The sequence below is a fragment of the Xanthomonas sp. NCPPB 3200 genome (assembly GCF_056393585.1).
The window spans coordinates 2,893,136-2,909,229 of the sequence record NZ_CM150785.1 but is presented as its reverse complement, the minus strand read 5'-3'; the positions used below and the strand labels follow the sequence as shown (position 1 = coordinate 2,909,229).

At 68.1% G+C, this 16,094-nt stretch carries 15 protein-coding genes and 1 tRNA gene; 11 read left to right on the top strand and 5 right to left on the bottom strand.

Annotated features, from left to right (window positions below):
* The first annotated feature begins 20 nt into the window (after positions 1-20).
* Together AC06DU_RS12660 and AC06DU_RS12655 are read left to right on the top strand one after the other, a co-directional pair.
* Positions 21-96, top strand: a tRNA-Phe gene (locus AC06DU_RS12660).
* Between the two features lie 186 nt (positions 97-282).
* A complete protein-coding gene (locus AC06DU_RS12655; RefSeq protein WP_046343205.1) occupies positions 283-540 on the top strand; it encodes a hypothetical protein in 258 nt (85 codons plus the stop codon).
* Between the two features lie 134 nt (positions 541-674).
* Here AC06DU_RS12655 and AC06DU_RS12650 read toward each other — a convergent pair whose 3' ends face one another.
* Positions 675-1,349 carry a class I SAM-dependent methyltransferase gene (locus tag AC06DU_RS12650; protein ID WP_046343203.1) on the bottom strand — a complete coding sequence of 225 codons (675 nt, stop codon included), beginning with the start codon at positions 1,347-1,349 and terminating at the stop codon, positions 675-677.
* 270 nt (positions 1,350-1,619) lie between these two features.
* Between AC06DU_RS12650 and AC06DU_RS12645 the strand changes: the two genes are divergently transcribed.
* On the top strand, positions 1,620-1,952 hold the full coding sequence (locus tag AC06DU_RS12645) for an SMR family transporter (RefSeq protein ID WP_039523025.1): 333 nt from the start codon (positions 1,620-1,622) through the stop codon (positions 1,950-1,952).
* Between the two features lie 134 nt (positions 1,953-2,086).
* The gene (locus AC06DU_RS12640; protein ID WP_478202565.1) at positions 2,087-3,712 is read left to right on the top strand and encodes a hybrid sensor histidine kinase/response regulator; all 1,626 of its coding nucleotides are present in this window, start codon (positions 2,087-2,089) and stop codon (positions 3,710-3,712) included.
* A 287-nt stretch (positions 3,713-3,999) separates the two neighbouring features.
* On the opposite strand, the gene AC06DU_RS12635 is transcribed toward AC06DU_RS12640, so the two are convergent.
* The 4 genes from AC06DU_RS12635 to AC06DU_RS12620 form a co-directional block, all read right to left on the bottom strand.
* On the bottom strand, positions 4,000-4,278 hold the full coding sequence (locus AC06DU_RS12635) for an oxidative damage protection protein (RefSeq protein ID WP_016902008.1): 279 nt from the start codon (positions 4,276-4,278) through the stop codon (positions 4,000-4,002).
* Between the two features lie 22 nt (positions 4,279-4,300).
* Complete coding sequence (mutY, locus tag AC06DU_RS12630; RefSeq protein ID WP_478202564.1) at positions 4,301-5,374, bottom strand: A/G-specific adenine glycosylase; 1,074 nt, start codon at positions 5,372-5,374, stop codon at positions 4,301-4,303.
* Between the two features lie 338 nt (positions 5,375-5,712).
* Entirely contained in the window at positions 5,713-7,374 is a 1,662-nt protein-coding gene (gene ftsY / locus AC06DU_RS12625; RefSeq protein ID WP_478202563.1) for a signal recognition particle-docking protein FtsY, read from the bottom strand.
* A 205-nt stretch (positions 7,375-7,579) separates the two neighbouring features.
* Positions 7,580-8,296 (bottom strand): AraC family transcriptional regulator, encoded by a 717-nt coding sequence (locus tag AC06DU_RS12620; protein ID WP_024937898.1) that lies wholly within the window; start codon positions 8,294-8,296, stop codon positions 7,580-7,582.
* A 160-nt stretch (positions 8,297-8,456) separates the two neighbouring features.
* On the opposite strand from AC06DU_RS12620, the gene AC06DU_RS12615 reads away from it, so the two are divergent.
* The 7 genes from AC06DU_RS12615 (at position 8,457) to AC06DU_RS12585 (ending at position 16,037) form a co-directional block, all read left to right on the top strand.
* Positions 8,457-9,395: a proline racemase family protein gene (locus AC06DU_RS12615; RefSeq protein ID WP_478202562.1), complete on the top strand. Its 939-nt coding sequence runs from the start codon at positions 8,457-8,459 to the stop codon at positions 9,393-9,395.
* Positions 9,395-10,585, top strand: coding sequence for an NAD(P)/FAD-dependent oxidoreductase (locus AC06DU_RS12610; RefSeq protein WP_104576040.1), 1,191 nt, complete (start codon positions 9,395-9,397; stop codon positions 10,583-10,585). The genes AC06DU_RS12615 and AC06DU_RS12610 overlap by 1 nt, the downstream gene beginning before the upstream one ends.
* Entirely contained in the window at positions 10,582-10,827 is a 246-nt protein-coding gene (locus AC06DU_RS12605; RefSeq protein WP_006451839.1) for a 2Fe-2S iron-sulfur cluster-binding protein, read from the top strand. Before AC06DU_RS12610 ends, AC06DU_RS12605 begins: the two co-directional genes overlap by 4 nt.
* Complete coding sequence (locus tag AC06DU_RS12600; protein WP_478202561.1) at positions 10,820-12,133, top strand: FAD-dependent oxidoreductase; 1,314 nt, start codon at positions 10,820-10,822, stop codon at positions 12,131-12,133. The genes AC06DU_RS12605 and AC06DU_RS12600 overlap by 8 nt, the downstream gene beginning before the upstream one ends.
* Entirely contained in the window at positions 12,130-13,038 is a 909-nt protein-coding gene (locus AC06DU_RS12595; RefSeq protein ID WP_167709101.1) for a dihydrodipicolinate synthase family protein, read from the top strand. The genes AC06DU_RS12600 and AC06DU_RS12595 overlap by 4 nt, the downstream gene beginning before the upstream one ends.
* A gap of 186 nt (positions 13,039-13,224) precedes the next feature.
* Complete coding sequence (locus AC06DU_RS12590; RefSeq protein WP_478202560.1) at positions 13,225-14,841, top strand: aldehyde dehydrogenase family protein; 1,617 nt, start codon at positions 13,225-13,227, stop codon at positions 14,839-14,841.
* Positions 14,838-16,037 (top strand): M24 family metallopeptidase, encoded by a 1,200-nt coding sequence (locus tag AC06DU_RS12585; protein WP_126966016.1) that lies wholly within the window; start codon positions 14,838-14,840, stop codon positions 16,035-16,037. The genes AC06DU_RS12590 and AC06DU_RS12585 overlap by 4 nt, the downstream gene beginning before the upstream one ends.
* Positions 16,038-16,094: the final 57 nt, after the last annotated feature.

Below are 16,094 nucleotides of genomic sequence, written 5' to 3'. Positions count from 1 at the left end.
AGGCAGCATGTTGCGATAGTGGCCGAGTAGCTCAGTTGGTAGAGCAGGGGATTGAAAATCCCCGTGTCGGCGGTTCGATTCCGTCCTCGGCCACCATTTCCAAGCCTTCGTTCGCAAGGCTTCCCGGCAATCGCCGGATGTGCAAACTCTCTTCCTTCGTTTTGTCGGTGCCACGTTGCGGCGATTGCTGCGGATGGACTTGTTGCGTTTGCCGGCAGACCTGGCGCCTGCAGCGGTGGTTTTCCACGTGGTCTTCAACTGCGCGTGGCGATACTTCCGGGCATGACGCACAGAACACTTCGACGCACGTTGATTCACGGCTACTGCGGTGAGTTCCGCGTGGAAACGATGGAAAGTCAGGCCCCTGGACAGACCCAGTGGTCGTCGACGGCGTTTGTGTATCACCGCGACCATCCTTCGCCGATCGCCACGATCGAAGGCGCAGGGCAGGGCGAATACCGCGGCGATGCGCGCGAGCAGGCACTGCGCGTGGGTTCCTGTCTTGCCGAGTTTCTGGACCCGAAGGAATACCGGCTCTGACGACTTGGCGCCCGCTCTGCAGCGCCAGGCTCGCCGATGCGCATGAGCGGGCGCCAGAAGCGCAAGGCCGATCCGTGCAGGCCGATCGCGCTGTCTGCCGATACGTCTGCACCCGAGTCACGCGGCAGGGACACTCAACCCTCTGCGGGCCACCAGTTGTCCATGTTGCGCCGGTAGACGAACAGGCGCGGCGCCTTGGCCACCTGCGCTGCGGCCTGGCGTTCGCCGGCGACCAACGAAAACCCGATGTCCGCCAGCATGCGCGAGAGCGCGTTGGCGTTGCCGCGGCCCGGATCGCTGATGACGATCTCGCACGAAGGCCTGGCCAGCGCGGGAATGAGGCTGGCCAACATGGTGGCGTGGCGGGTTTCATACAGCACGTCGCTGGCGATGATCATGTCGAACTGGCCCATGTTCAGCGCGCCGGCGTCCCAGTCGAGCCGGCGATACGGCACCGAGTCCAGGGAGTTGAGTGCGGCGTTGTACGCCAGGAACACCTCTGCCAGCGGGTGATGATCGCTGGCGACCACGTCGGCGCCGCGCCGGCGCAACACCAGGCTGGCCAGCCCCAGGCCGCAGCCGAGTTCGAGAATGCGCCGGCCTTCGATCGGGCGCGTGGCCATTGCTTCTGCCAGTAGCTGGCCGGCAGGCCAGACCTGCCCGAACAGGCTCCACTGCGCCGAGGAGATGCCGGCATCGGCCGCACTCTCGTCCGGATCGGCGTATTGCTGTTTGTCGGCAAGTGCGCGGATGACGTAGGTCAGTTGCCCGAAGGTCAACTCGTGAATCTGGGTCTGGTAGCCCGGCATGGTGGCATCGCATGATTGCCAGAGCCTGCGCTGGCTGGAAAGACGCGCGCAACGGCGCCAGAACGGCCGAATGAAGCGCAAGAGCTGCTTGCTGCCTGCGCATGCTACGGCAAAACGACCGATGCACCTGCCTGCCAATGCTCGCCCGCCGTGCCTTCATTAGCCTGCTTTCAGCAAGCGACGGCGCAGGCAATGGCGCACAGCGACGCGCTTGCAAGCAAGCCGGTGCCTGCGGCTATGGTCGCCGCATTCCACGGGCAAGGTGCGGCGATGAAGAACTGGATATTCCTGGCAATCGCGATCTGCGCAGAAGTCACCGCCACGGCGGCGCTCAAATCGAGCGAAGGCTTCACGCGCATGTGGCCATCGCTGCTCACCGTGCTGGGCTACGGCATTTCGTTCTATTTCCTGGCGCTGACGTTGCGCGTGATCCCGGTCGGCATCGCCTACGCCATGTGGTCGGGCGCGGGCATCGTGTTGATTTCGCTGGTGGCCTGGGCCGTGCACGGACAACGGCTGGATGCGCCGGCGCTGCTGGGCATGGGCCTGATCGTGGCCGGTGCGGTGGTCATCAACGTGTTTTCCAAGGTGGCGCCACATTAGCGCGTGCTGCCTGCCGCACGCCGGGTTGCATCGGCGGGCGCGGCCGTACGGGATAGGCTCATGGATGTGAGGAATCAACTCACCGGCCCCAACTAGACTATCGCCACGGGAATGGCCCCGCGGAGAACATGCACTTGAACGATCCTGGTAACGGAAAGCTGCGGGCGCCTCATATCAGCGAATCTCGCAGCCTGCCTGTGGAGAAGCATCGCTCGGATATCTTTTTTGCCGCGGTGGAAACCACGCGGATGCCGATGACGGTCACCGACCCGCACCTGCCCGACAATCCGATCGTGTTCGCCAACCGGGCGTTCCTGGAAATGACCGGGTATTCGTCCGAGGAGATCATCGGCAACAACTGCCGTTTCCTGCAGGGCCCGGAAACCGATCCGGCCAGCGTGCAGGACGTGCGCGAGTCCATCGAGCAACGCCGCGAATTCGCCACCGAGGTACTGAATTACCGCAAGGATGGCTCCTCGTTCTGGAACGCGCTGTTCGTCTCGCCGGTGTTCGACGAGCAAGGCAACCTGGTCTACTTCTTCGGTTCGCAGCTGGACGTCAGTCGTCGTCGCGATGCCGAGGACGCCTTGCGCCAGGCGCAGAAGATGGAAGCGCTGGGGCAGTTGACCGGCGGCATCGCGCACGATTTCAACAATCTGCTGCAGGTGATGTCCGGGCATCTGGAAGTGATCCAGATGATGGTCTCCGGCGATGCCGCCAGGAATGCCGAACGCATCGCCTTCAGCGCCGAACATGCCGCAACGGCCGCGGCCAAGGCGGCCACCCTGACCCAGCAATTGCTGGCGTTTTCGCGCAAGCAAAAATTGCGGGGGCGGGTGGTCAATCTCAATGGCCTGGTGTCGGGCATGAACAACATGGCCGAGCGCACGCTGGGGGGCGGCATCAGCCTGCGGCAGTCGCTGGAAGAGGGGCTGTGGAACTGCCAGATCGACACCACCCAGGCCGAAGTGGCGCTGTTGAACGTGCTGATCAATGCGCGCGATGCGATGGCGCAGTCCGAGCGCAAGGAAGTGACCGTGCAGACCCAGAACGTGGAAATCACCAGCCACGATCTGGCCATGCACCACCAGTTGGCGCCGGGTCGTTATGTGAGCATTGCCGTCAGCGACACGGGCTTGGGCATGCCGCCGGAGGTGGCCAGCCGCGTCATGGAGCCGTTCTTTACCACCAAGGACGAGGGGCAGGGCACAGGCCTGGGTCTGTCGATGGTGTACGGCTTCGTCAAGCAGTCCGGCGGCACCGTGCGCATCTACAGCGAAGTGGGCGAAGGCACCACGGTGCGGTTGTATTTCCCCGCATCCAACGAGTTCGAGAACGACCTGCAGGCCGTCAAGAGCCGTGCCATCGACAAGGGCGGCAGCGAAACCATCCTGGTGGTGGAAGACAAGCAGGACGTGGCGGTGGTGGCCAGGATGTTCCTGGAAAACGCCGGTTACCGCATTCTCTCTGCAGCCAGCGGGCGCGAGGCGATCGAGTTACTCGAGCAGCATCCGGAAGTGGATGCGCTGTTCACCGATCTGATCATGCCCGGCGGCATGAATGGCGTGGTGCTGGCCCGCGAGGCGCGGCGCATGCTGCCCAGGATCAAGGTCCTGCTGACCACCGGCTATGCCGATGCCAGCATTCAGCGCACCGACGTGGGCGGCGCGGAGTTCGACGTGGTCAACAAACCGTATACGCAGAAGGAGCTGCTCAAGCGGATCCGCATGCTGCTGGACGGGCCGACCGGCGTCGGTTGAGGCGCACGCATTCGGGCGGTGCGATTCAGGGCGGTGCGATGCCCTGAAGTCGCCTGCAGATGGTCGCTGCGGTCGTGTAGCGGCTGCTGCGTTGCAGGCCTATCCTTCGCTGCGCTCGTTCTGTCCTGTCCGAGAACGACTGAAACCTTGGCCAGCAGTGCCCAGCCCGAAGGAGATGTTGCGCAGGATCTGGAGGGCATGCGTGATGCACGCCGATCCCGGTCACCGGCCGCGCCTGTCCGGCAGTGAGCGCAGTGGTCTGTTGGCCGCGCTGAATCCCGACGTGCTTACTCTTCGCTCATCGGCGCGACATATCCATCCGGCTTGTCGGCATTGCGTTCGAACAGGAACTTCTGCAACTCGGCTTCGAGAAACGCGCGGTGCTTGGGGTCGCGTGGCGACAACCGGTTTTCGTTGATCAGCATGGTCTGATGCGCCAGCCAGGCCTGCCATGCGCTCTTGCCGATCTGCGCGAACACGCGCTGGCCGAGCTCGCCGGGATACGGCACAAAATCCAGGCCTTCGGTGTCGCATTGCTGGTACTGGCAGAACACGGTGCGGGACATGCGGATTCCTTTGAGTGCGCGCCTAGAGGGCGTCGAGCAGTTTGCGGATCGGCGCCGGCAAGCCCAGCGATGCGAGATCGGCGCGGGCGACCCAGCGCAGGTCGTCATTGTCGCGTACCGCCGGGCGCAGTGCGACCTTGCCGAGGCGCAACGGCTGCAGATGCAGGCGGTAATGGCTGAAGGTGTGCACGATCAGCGGCAGTTCGCCGGCGCGGTCGTAGTTGCCATCGATGTGTTTGTCGAACCATGCGCGCATGCCGCTGTCGGTCTCGGCCTGCGGCAGCGTCCACAGCGAGGCCCAGATGCCGGTCGGCGGGCGGCGCTGCAGCAGGATCTGCCTGTCTGCGTTTTCCAGCAGCAAGGCGGTGGCCTCGCGCTCGGGCAACGCCTTGCCGGGCTTGGGCGTGGGCAGTGCCTCCACCAGGCCATCGCGGCGCGCCACGCAATCGTCCTGCAGCGGGCACAGCACGCAGGCCGGTTTGGCGCGTGTGCATAGCGTGGCGCCGAAATCCATCTGCGCCTGGGTGTAGTCGGCCAGGCGGCCGGCCGGCACCTGCGCCACATGCGTCGTCGCCAGTTGCCATAACTGCTTTTCGATCGCCGGCAGGCCGGGGTAGCCGGCAATGCCGTGGAAGCGCGTCAGCACGCGTTTGACGTTGCCGTCCATGATCGCGAAGCGGTCGTTCCAGGCCTGGCTGAGGATCGCGCCGGCGGTGCTGCGGCCGATGCCGGGCAACGCCAGCAACGCATCGAAGTCGCGTGGCAGCTCGCCATCGTGCAGGGCGACGCATTGCCGGGCTGCGGCATGCAGGTTGCGTGCGCGTGCGTAGTAGCCCAACCCGGCCCAGTGCGCCATCACGGTGTCGTTGTCGGCTGCGGCCAGGTCGGCCAGGGTCGGAAAGCGGGCGACGAACTTGTGGAAATACGGAATGACCACCGCAACCTGGGTCTGCTGCAGCATGATTTCCGACAACCACACCCGGTAAGGCGCGCGCGGATGTTGCCAGGGCAGGTCGTGGCGACCGTGGCCGTCGAACCAGTGCAGCAGGCGGTCGACGAAGGCGTCAGCGGTGGCAGTGGCGTGATCGGCTGGCATGGGGTCTGCTGGCGAAGGAAGGCGATGACGGCGGGCGGATGACGCCCGGCTGTGCGCGTATGGCGGTGGACCGGTCAGTGCAGCGGAAACGCAAGTCCAACCCGGCATTGGTCGCAGAAGAAGCCTTCATCGCCAGGCCAGTGCGGTGCGGCTGGTGCGTGGTAATGAACCAGCTCTGCGTTGCGCCGCGCCTGCTTGCGCAACGCCGCCGGCAATGGCTGGGCGAACTCCAGGACACGCCTGGCGCGCGACCAGTCGCCGGAAACGTCCCGCACCGTGCAGCCTAACTGCAGCGCCTGCGCGCACAGCGCTTGCAGATGCGGGCAGGCCTCTGCCACTCAGCTGCCCAGGGCTTCCGGCAGCAGGGCATCGACGAAGGCGACCGGGTCGAACACGCGCAGGTCTTCCGGGCGTTCGCCGATGCCGGCGAAGCGGATCGGGATATTGAACTCGCGCGCCAGTGCGAACACCACGCCGCCCTTGGCGGTGCCATCGAGCTTGGTCACGACCAGGCCGGTGACGCCGACCGCGGCATGGAACTGGCGCAGCTGCGAGATGGCGTTCTGGCCGGTGGTGCCGTCGATGACCATCAGCACCTCGTGCGGTGCGGCGGCATCGATCTTGCCGAGCACGCGACGGATCTTGCCCAGCTCGTTCATCAGCCCGGTCTGGGTGTGCAGGCGGCCGGCGGTGTCGGCGATCAACACCTCGGTGCCGCGCGCCTTGGCGGCCTGCAGCGCGTCGAACGCCACCGAGGCGGCATCGGCATTCTGCCCCTGCGCGATCACGGCCACGCCGTTGCGATCGCCCCAGGCCTGCAATTGCGCCACGGCGGCGGCGCGGAAGGTGTCGCCGGCGGCCAGCATCAGGCTGTTGCCGTCGTCCTTGAAGCGCTTGGCCAGCTTGCCGATGGTGGTGGTCTTGCCGACGCCGTTGACGCCGACGGTGAGCACCACGAAGGGCTTGGCCGAGCGGTCGATGACCAGCGGTTTGGAGACCGGCTGCAGCAGCGCGATCAGATCGGCGCGCAAGGCCTTGAACATCGCCTGCGCATCGGCGAACTCGCGCGACTTCATGCGCTTGCGCAGCCCTTCGACCAGGGCGGTGGTCGCGCCGATGCCGACGTCGGCGGTGATCAGCGCGGTCTCGATCTCGTCGAGCAGGTCGTCGTCGAGCTTGGGGTTGCGCGAGAACAGACCGCCGAAGCTGCGCGCGAAGCTGCTGTTGCGCAGGCGGTCGCGCCAGCCAGGCTTGCCGGCCGGGGCGGCAGGTAGCGCATCGTGCTGGCCGACGATGCTGTCGTTGTCGGAACTGGCCGGCACTGGGGCGCTGATCACGGCCGGGGCGACGACGCCGGGCGCGGCGGCAGGCAACGGGGCGACGGCCGGTGTCACTGCGGGCGCAGCTGTTGCGGCGGCAGGTGTCACGACAGCGGGTGTAACCACAGCAGGCGTGGCAGCAGGCGTGGCAGTCGACGGTACGACTGCGGGCGCGGCGCCTTGCGCAGGCGTCGGTGCCGGCGTGCCTGCCGGCTGCGCGGGTGCGCTGTGCGGCGGCACGACCACCGGTGGCGGCACCACCACTACCGTGGGTGCGTGCGGCGCGGCAGACGGAAGCGGATCGGGCAGCGCCTGCAGGGCCGCAGGTGCCGGCGTGGCCGGCGGCGTGGGTGCATTGGGGACTGCGGCAATGCTCTGCGCCTGGCCAGTGCGCGCGGCGATGTCCTGGGCAAGCTGGTCGGCCGGTGCCGCGGCCGGCGGCGTTACGGCTGGCGTCGGCGTTACCGCATCGCTGCGTGCCGGTGCAGCAGGCGCTGGTGTGGCAGGCGCTGGTGTGGCCGATGTGCCGGGTTCGGCAGTCGGCATTGCCTCGACCGGCGATGCCGGGGTGGCGGCTGACGGCGCGGTGGGGAATGCGGCTGCCAGTTCTTCCAGGCTATAGCGCGAGGTACGCGCGCTGTCGGGCGTGGTGGGCTTGTTACGGCGGAAAAAGCTGGCCATTGGCAACGCGGTAGGGGAAACCAGAAAGTCTACCATCCGGGCCCGGGGTCGCCTTGACGCGACCTTCAGCGCGGCCCTGTCTGTGCCACCTCCTGCGCGTCGCGACAGCGGTGCAACGACCCGCGCAAACCGCATCGCTGCGGTATCGCCAATGCTGCCGAATTCGGCATTTGTGCCGGCGGTGTGTCAGCGTGTGTTTGCGCGCCTACAACTGCCCCTTGAGCGCTCGGTAATCGCGCGGGGTCATGCCGACGGTTGCCTTGAACTGACGCGCGAATGCGCTCTGGTCGGCAAAGCCGCAGCGTTGCCCGATGCTGGCGATGCTGTCGTCGCCGTACAGCAGCCGCATCGCCGATTCGATCCGCAGCTTGGTCAGCAGTTGCTGCGGGGTCACCTGGAACACGCGGCGGAAGTGCCGTTCCAGCTGCGCCACCGACAGGCCGGCCAGGTCGGCCAGGCTCTGCACCCGCAGGTTGTCGCCGAAGTTGGCCTGCATGTGATCCATCACCTGGCTCAGGCGCTCGTACGCCGAGTGCCGGCTGTCGGGCTGGCCCAGATCGCGCGAAATGCCGACCACGCCAATCACCTCATTGGCCTCGCACAGCGGGCGTTTGAATGTCAGACACCAGCCAGGCAGGCGGTTGGGATACAGATGCACCTCCAGCTGGTTGTCGATGAGCTCGCCACACAGCACGCGGCGGTCCTGCATCATGTAACTTCCGCCCAGCGGCAGCGGGAACACTTCCAGTGGCGAGCGGCCGATGATTTCGCTGCGCAATTTGCGTCCGAGCCGGCGCACCAGCGTCAGGTTGCAATGGGTGTAGCGGCCCTCGCTGTCCTTGATGAAGAACACCACGTCCGGCAGCGCATCGAACAGCGTCTGCATTTCCAGCGCGGGAAGATTGAGGTCCATCGGCGTCATGGTGGCGGTCACGATTGACGGCTGCACGAAAGGCGCGGCCCTGTATTGATCCTAGCGCAAACGCGGGGCTGTGAAGCGGGTTGTCGATTGTGCGGATTTCCGCATTTGCAACTCGCATTGGACGCTAGTCGTCCGCCAGCCGGCAGTGGGAGCATGAGCCATGCACACCATCGACGTCATCGACTCCCATACGGCCGGCGAACCTACCCGCGTGGTCCTCTCCGGCTTCCCCGATCTGGGCGATGGCGATCTGGCGCAATGCCGCGAGCGGTTTGGCCGCGATTTCGACCAGTGGCGCAGCGCGATCGCCTGCGAACCGCGCGGCTCGGACACCATGGTCGGCGCCTTGCTGCTGCCGGCCCGCGACCCCAGCGCCTGCACCGGGGTGATCTTCTTCAACAACGTCGGCTACCTGGGCATGTGCGGGCACGGCACCATCGGGGTGGTGCGCACGTTGGCCGAGCTGGGGCGCATCGCGCCGGGCCAGCACCGCATCGAGACGCCGGTCGGCACGGTCGGCGTGGAACTGGCCGAAGACGGCACGGTATCGGTCGACAATGTCGACAGCTATCGCGTCGCGACCGAGGTGGACGTGGATGTGCCCGGTTACGGGCCGGTGCGTGGCGACGTGGCCTGGGGCGGCAACTGGTTCTTCATCACCGGGCAGGCGCCGTGTGCGCTGGACCTGGCACATCAGCGCGAGCTGACCGCCTATACCGAGGCGATCCGGCTGGCGCTGGAAGCGGCCGGCATCACCGGCGAGGCCGGTGGCGAGATCGACCATATCGAAATCAACGGCAGCGCACCGGACGGCAGTGGCGTGGCGCGCAACTTCGTGCTGTGCCCGGGGCTGGCCTACGACCGTTCGCCGTGCGGCACCGGCACCAGCGCCAAGCTGGCCTGCCTGGCCGCCGACGGCAAGCTGGCCGAAGGCGAGCGCTGGGTACAGCAGGGCATTCTGGGCAGCGCCTTCGAAGGCAGCTATCGCCTCAGCGGGCGCGGCATTGCGCCACGCATCAGCGGGCGCGCCTACATCACCGCGCGCGCGCAGCTGCTGATCGACCCGGCCGACCCGTTCGCCTGGGGCATCGTGGCCTGATGGACGAAGTGCGGCCCGCATCGGAGGGAGTTGGCAGCGCGCCGGCCGCCGATGCGGCGCCGTCGGCAGCGTCCACGCGACGCAGCTACGACCTGATCGTGGTGGGCGCGGGCATCGTCGGCGCGGCCTGTGCCGAGGCGGCCGCGTGCGAAGGGCTGCGCGTGGCGATCGTCGAGCCGGGGCCGATCGGCGGCGGTTCCACCGCGGCGGCGATGGGGCACCTGGTGGCGATGGACGACGACCCGGCCGAGCTGGCGTTGTCGGCGTATTCGCTGCGGCTGTGGGAGCGCTTCGCACAACTGAGCGAGGCCGAATTCAGCCGCTGCGGCACGCTGTGGGTGGCCCGCGATGCGCGCGAACTGGCGGCGGTGCCGGCCAAGATCGCGCGGCTGGCGGCGGCCGGCCTGCATGCCGACGCCATCGATGCCAGCCAGTTGTATGCACTGGAGCCGCAACTGGTGGCGGGCCTGGCCGGCGGCATGCGCGTGCCAGATGAGGCCGTGGTGTATCCGCCGCGGGTGGCGCGGCATCTGGTGAGCCTGGCCTGCAAGGCGGGCGCGCAGCTGTTTGCCGGCCGCAAGGTGGAGCAGTTGCAGGCGCATGGGGTGCGTCTGGACGATGGCCAGCTGTTGGCCGGCCCGGTGCTGGTGGCCAGCGGGGTGGCCTTGCCGCAGTTGTTGCCTGAGCTGGCGCTACGCCCGCGCAAGGGCCATCTGGTCATCACCGACCGCCATCCTGGTTTGATCCGGCATCAGCTACTGGAACTGGGCTATGCCGATTCGGCGCATGGCGCCGACGCCACCAGCGTGGCCTTCAATGTGCAGCCGCGGCCGACCGGGCAGATATTGATCGGCTCCTCGCGCCAGTTCGGTGAGCACGACCGCGCGCTGTCGCTGCCGGTGTTGCAGCAGATGCTGCAGCGCGCATTTGCGTATCTGCCGGTGCTGCGCGAGTTGCAGGCGATCCGGGTGTGGACCGGGCTGCGCCCGGCCACGCCGGACGGGCGCCCGTATCTCGGGGCGGTGCCCGGCCGGCGCGATGTGTGGGTGGCCGCCGGTCATGAGGGGCTGGGCGTCACCACGGCGCTGGGGAGCGCCCGGGTGATCGTGGACAGCCTGCTCGGGCGCACCCCGGCCATCGACCCCAGCCCGTACGCTCCGGCGCGCGCCGTGCATGGTGCAGCCGCATGAGCGCGACGGTGCGCCTGCACGTGGATGCGCAAGCGGTCGAGGTGCCGGCCGGCGCCAGCGTGGCCGCTGCGGTGGCGCTGGCGACGCTGCAGTTCCGGCAGTCGTGCAGCGGCCAGCCGCGCGCCCCGTTGTGCGGCATGGGCGTGTGTTTCGAATGCCGGGTGCGCATCGACGGCATCGGTCAGCAACGCGCCTGCCTGGTGGATGCGCGCGACGGCATGCAGGTACGCACCGATGGCTGAGCGCGTGCAGCATTTCGATGTGCTGGTGATCGGCGCCGGTCCGGCCGGTCTGGCGGCGGCGCAGGCAGCGGCCAGTCATGGCGTGCGGGTGGGCGTGGTCGACCTGCAGCCGCGTGCCGGCGGGCAGGTGTGGCGCAACGATGTGCGGCACGGCGCGCCGGCCGATGCGCGGGCGCTGTTGCGGCAGGTGCAGGGCGCGGCGTCGATCACGCTGCTGACGCAAACGCAGATTCTGCTGGCGCAGCCGGGCTGGCTGCTGGCCGATGGCCCGCACGGTTCCCTGCAACTGCATTACGCCGCCCTGGTGCTGGCCACCGGCGCGCGCGAATTGCTGCTGCCGTTTCCGGGCTGGACCTTGCCCGGCGTCACCGGCGCCGGCGCGGCGCAGGCGCTGGCCAAACAGGGCTGGCCGCTGGCCGGCAAGCGTGTGGTGGTCGCCGGCAGCGGCCCGCTGCTGCTGGCCAGTGCGGCGACCTTGCAACGGCATGGCGCGCAGGTGCTTGGCATCCACGAACAGACCTCTCAAACTGCGTTGCGGCAGTTCGCATTGCAGCTGTGGCGCTGGCCGGGCAAGGCGGCGCAGGCGGTGGCGCTGCGCCTGCAATTGCGCGCGGTGGCCTATCGCGCCGGCAGCTTTGTCGTTGCCGCACACGGCGACACGCAACTGCGTGAAATCGAGATCGAAGGGCCGGCCGGTCGCACCCGTGTTGCCTGCGATCAACTGGCGGTGGGCTATGGCCTGGTGCCGAACACCGAGCTCGCACAGTTGCTCGGTTGCCGGCTGGACGCGTACGGCGCGCATCAACAGGTGCATGTGGACGCACTGCTGCGCACCAGCGTGCGGCAGGTCTTTGCTGCGGGCGAGGCCTGCGGCATCGGCGGACGCGATTGCGCGCTGATCGAAGGCGCGATGGCCGGGCATATGGCTGCCGACGCGCCGGACGCTGCGCTGCGCCTGCAGCCGCGGCGACGTGCCGCGCGTGCGTTCGCCGAGGTGCTGCAACAGCAGTTCGCGCTTGATCCACGCATCCGCGCGCTGGCGCAGCCCGACACGTTGGTGTGCCGCTGCGAAGACGTGCCGCTGGGCGCGCTGGACAACTTCAACGATGCACGCGATGCCAAGCTCGCTTCGCGCTGCGGCATGGGCGCCTGCCAGGGCCGCATCTGCGGCACCGCGCTCGCCGAGCTTGGGCGCTGCCCGCCCGCGCTTTCCACCGACGCCGGCCGCCGGCCGCCGTTGTTCCCGGTCCGCCTCGCGGCGCTGGCCGACCCGTTCACTTCCGACTCGCAAGGGAATCATCCATGAGTATTGCTGCGTTCTGGCATGGCGTGCTGCCGGCCATCACCACCCCGTTCACCGCCTCCGGCGAGATCGATCACGACTTCCTCGCCAAGCACGCCAATCAACTGGTGGATGCCGGCTGCACCGCGATCGTGCCGCTGGGCTCGCTGGGCGAAGCGGCCACCTTGAGCGTGGACGACAAGATCGCCGTGCTCAAGACGCTGGTTAGCGCATTGAATGGCCGCGTGCCGGTGGTGCCGGGCATCGCCAGCCTGGCGACCGGTGAGGCAGTGGCGCTGGCCAAGGCGGCCAAGGACCTCGGTTGCGGCGGGCTGATGGTGTTGCCGCCCTACGTCTACTCCACCGACTGGCGCGAGATGGGCGCGCATGTGCGTGCGGTGATTGCCGCCACCGACCTGCCGGTGATCCTGTACAACAACCCGGTGGCCTACAAGACCGATTTCGGCCCGGCGCAGATCGCCGAGCTGGCCGCCGAATTCCCCAACCTGCAGGCAGTGAAGGAGTCCTCGGGCGACGTGCGCCGCTTCGCCGCGCTGCAGGAGCTGCTGGGGGATCGTCTGGCGCTGCTGGTGGGCATGGACGATGCCATCGTCGAAGGCCTGAGCATGGGCGCCAAGGGCTGGATCGCCGGCCTGGTCAACGCCTACCCGAAGGAATCGGTGCGCCTGTTCGAACTCGCGCGCGACGGCGGCTACCCGGCGGCGAAGGAACTCTACGACTGGTTCCTGCCGCTGCTGCGCCTGGATACCGTGCCCAAGTTCGTGCAGTTGATCAAACTGGTGCAGGAAAAGGTCGGCCTGGGCAGCGAGCGCGTGCGTGCGCCGCGCCTGGTGGTCGATGGTGCCGAGCGCGAGGCCGCGCTCAAGGTCATCGACCACGCCATCGCCACTGCGCCCACACTGTCCTGACGATGAGCTCGCGCTGCACGCCACCGGATGAGCGCCGCGCACGGATGCACGCGCGGACGCGGTGGCCGGCGTAGCGCGAGGTGGGTCGATGAGGATGTCGCATCAGCGCGGCATCCTCGTCGTTTTTTGGTCGGCCGCTGCCGCACAGTGCGCAGGGTCTGTCCTCATGCAACCGAAGGTGCCGCAATGAACGAGACGCTCCAATCCCCTCCCGCACAGCAGGCCGAGGTATTGCTGGCCGGCCGGTGGCAACCCAGCAGCGCGGCGAGCGCCAGCTTCCGTGCCGCCGACCCGAGCACGGGCGAGGCGATCGGGCCGCAGTTTCCGGTCAGCGGTGCGGAGGATGTCGAAACCGCGGTTGCGGCAGCGCAAGCGGTTGCAGCGGAACTTGCCGCGGCACCGGTCGAACGGATTGCCGCATTCCTGGACGCCTACGCCGACGCGCTGGATGCCGATGCCGACACCCTGGTGGCGCTTGCCCACGCAGAGACCGCATTGCCGGCACCCACACGCTTGCGCGGCAACGAGCTGCCGCGCACCAGCGGGCAGTTGCGTCAGGCCGCCCAGGCGGTGCGCAGCTATAGCTGGACCCAGCCCATCATCGACACCGCTGCCGATCTGCGTTCGCATCTGGCGCCGCTCGGCAAGCCGGTGGTGGTGTTTGGCCCGAACAATTTCCCGTTCGCCTTCAATGCGATTGCCGGCAGCGATTTCGCCTCGGCCATTGCCGCGCGCAACCCGGTGATCGCCAAGGCGCATCCGCTGCATCCGGCCACCAGCCAGCGCATGGCGCAGCTTGCGCACACAGCCTTGCTTGCGGCGGGCCTGCCGGCTGCGGCGGTGCAGTTGCTGTATCACTTCGACAACGCCACCGGCCTGCGGCTGGCCGGCGATGCGCGGCTGGGGGCGATCGGCTTCACCGGCAGCCGTGCGGGCGGGCTGGCGCTGAAGGCCGCCGCCGATGCGGCTGGCGTGCCGTTCTATGCCGAGCTGTCCAGCGTCAACCCGGTGTTCCTGCTGCCGGGCGCACTGGCCGAACGCGGCGCCGCGCTGGCGCAGGAATTCTTCTCCTCGTGCACGCTGGGCAGCGGCCAGTTCTGCACCAATCCCGGGGTGGTGGTGGTGCCACAGGGCGAGGCCGGCGATGCGTTCGTGGCCGCGACCACGGCGCACTTCGAAGCCGCCATGCCGATGGTGTTGTTTTCCAGTGCAGGCGTGGAAGGCGTGCAACACGGTGTGGCAGCCCTGCGCGCTGCCGGCGCCGCGCTGCTTGCCGGCGGGCATACCGGCGAAGACGGCTATCGCCATGCGCCGACCTTGTTGAGCGTGGATGCGCAGGCGTTCCTCACCAGCCCGTATGCGTTGCAGACCGAGGCCTTCGGCCCGGTGAGCCTGCTGGTGCGCGCACGCGACGTGGCGCAGATGGCGCAAATCGCCGCTGCATTCGAAGGCAACCTCACCGGCACCTTGTATCGCGCAGCCGATGGCAGCGACGATGCGGCCTGGCAGGCCATCGCCCCGGTGCTGCGGGCGCGGGTGGGGCGCTTGATCAACAGCAAGATGCCGACCGGCGTGGCGGTGAGCGCGGCGCAGAACCATGGCGGGCCGTTTCCCAGCACCGGGCACCCGGGCTTCACCGCGGTGGGCATGCCCGGTTCGATCCGCCGCTTCGCCGCCCTGCACAGCTACGACGCGGTGCCGGACGCCTTGCTGCCGGCCGACTTGCGCCAGCGCAATCCGGGTGGCGTGGCGCGCCTGGTCGATGGGCAATGGAGCACCGCCGACCTTGGAGCCGGCGCATGAGCAGCCAGATCGGCGGGCTGTCGCTGGAACAGGCGCGCGCGCAATTGACGCCGTGGACGCAGCGCGCCGCGCCGATCGCCGCGCAGGAATACACACAGCGTATCGAACGCGCACGCCGCCTGATGCGCGCGCACGGCGTGGATGCGCTGTTGATCGGCGCTGGCACGTCGCTGCGTTATTTCACCGGCGTGCCCTGGGGCGCGAGCGAGCGGCTGGTCGCGCTGCTGCTCACGCTGGACGGCGACCCGGTGCTGATCTGCCCCGCGTTCGAAGAAGGCTCGCTGGATGCGGTGCTGAAGATCGCGGTCGCCAAACATCTGTGGGAAGAACACGAGGACCCGTACGCACTGGTGGTGCAGGTGATGGACGACCGCCACGCGCATGCACTGGCGCTGGATCCGGGCATCGCCTTTGCCGTACACACCGGCCTGCGCGCGCACCTGGGCACGGCGATCCGCGATGCCGCGGCCATCATCGACGGCTGCCGCATGTGCAAGTCGCCGGCCGAGCTGGCGCTGATGCAGCAGGCCTGCGACATGACCTTGCTGGTGCAGCGGCTGGCCGCCGGCATCGCGCAGGAGGGCATCGGCACCGACCAGCTGGTGCGCTTCATCGACGAGGCGCATCGCGCGCTGGGCGCGGACAACGGCTCGACCTTCTGCATCGTGCAGTTCGGCCATGCCACCGCCTTTCCGCACGGCATTCCCGGCGTGCAGCACCTGCGTGCAGGCGAGCTGGTGCTGATCGACACCGGCTGCACCGTGCAGGGCTACCACTCCGATATCACCCGCACCTGGATCTACGGCACGCCCGACGACGCGCAACGGCGCATCTGGGACCTGGAGCAGGCGGCGCAGGCAGCGGCGTTTGCGGCGATCCGCCCCGGGCTCGCCTGCGAAGCGGTGGACCAGGCCGCGCGCAGCGTGCTGGAGGCCGCTGGGCTGGGCCCGGACTACCGCTTGCCAGGATTGCCGCACCGCACCGGCCATGGCTGCGGCCTGGCGATCCACGAAGCGCCGTATCTGGTGCGCGGCAATGCGCAGCCGCTGCAGCCGGGCATGTGCGCCAGCAACGAGCCGATGATCGTGGTGCCCGGTGCGTTCGGGGTGCGCCTGGAAGACCACTTTTACGTCACCGATACCGGCGCGCAGTGGTTTACCCCGCCGTCGCCGGCGATCGACCAACCGTTTGCATGAGCCGTTACAGGCTCACGCACGCGTAGGAGCGCGCCCGGGCGCAACGGGCAGTCCCGA

What these genes read in the sequence shown, in the direction of transcription:
- AC06DU_RS12655 (WP_046343205.1), top strand. Translation starts at nt 283, where the DNA reads ATGACGCACAGAACACTTCGACGCACGTTGATTCACGGCTACTGCGGT.
- AC06DU_RS12650 (WP_046343203.1), bottom strand. Translation starts at nt 1,349, where the DNA reads ATGCCGGGCTACCAGACCCAGATTCACGAGTTGACCTTCGGGCAACTG.
- AC06DU_RS12645 (WP_039523025.1), top strand. Translation starts at nt 1,620, where the DNA reads ATGAAGAACTGGATATTCCTGGCAATCGCGATCTGCGCAGAAGTCACC.
- AC06DU_RS12635 (WP_016902008.1), bottom strand. Translation starts at nt 4,278, where the DNA reads ATGTCCCGCACCGTGTTCTGCCAGTACCAGCAATGCGACACCGAAGGC.
- mutY (WP_478202564.1), bottom strand. Translation starts at nt 5,374, where the DNA reads ATGCCAGCCGATCACGCCACTGCCACCGCTGACGCCTTCGTCGACCGC.
- ftsY (WP_478202563.1), bottom strand. Translation starts at nt 7,374, where the DNA reads ATGGCCAGCTTTTTCCGCCGTAACAAGCCCACCACGCCCGACAGCGCG.
- AC06DU_RS12620 (WP_024937898.1), bottom strand. Translation starts at nt 8,296, where the DNA reads ATGACGCCGATGGACCTCAATCTTCCCGCGCTGGAAATGCAGACGCTG.
- AC06DU_RS12615 (WP_478202562.1), top strand. Translation starts at nt 8,457, where the DNA reads ATGCACACCATCGACGTCATCGACTCCCATACGGCCGGCGAACCTACC.
- AC06DU_RS12610 (WP_104576040.1), top strand. Translation starts at nt 9,395, where the DNA reads ATGGACGAAGTGCGGCCCGCATCGGAGGGAGTTGGCAGCGCGCCGGCC.
- AC06DU_RS12605 (WP_006451839.1), top strand. Translation starts at nt 10,582, where the DNA reads ATGAGCGCGACGGTGCGCCTGCACGTGGATGCGCAAGCGGTCGAGGTG.
- AC06DU_RS12600 (WP_478202561.1), top strand. Translation starts at nt 10,820, where the DNA reads ATGGCTGAGCGCGTGCAGCATTTCGATGTGCTGGTGATCGGCGCCGGT.
- AC06DU_RS12595 (WP_167709101.1), top strand. Translation starts at nt 12,130, where the DNA reads ATGAGTATTGCTGCGTTCTGGCATGGCGTGCTGCCGGCCATCACCACC.
- AC06DU_RS12590 (WP_478202560.1), top strand. Translation starts at nt 13,225, where the DNA reads ATGAACGAGACGCTCCAATCCCCTCCCGCACAGCAGGCCGAGGTATTG.
- AC06DU_RS12585 (WP_126966016.1), top strand. Translation starts at nt 14,838, where the DNA reads ATGAGCAGCCAGATCGGCGGGCTGTCGCTGGAACAGGCGCGCGCGCAA.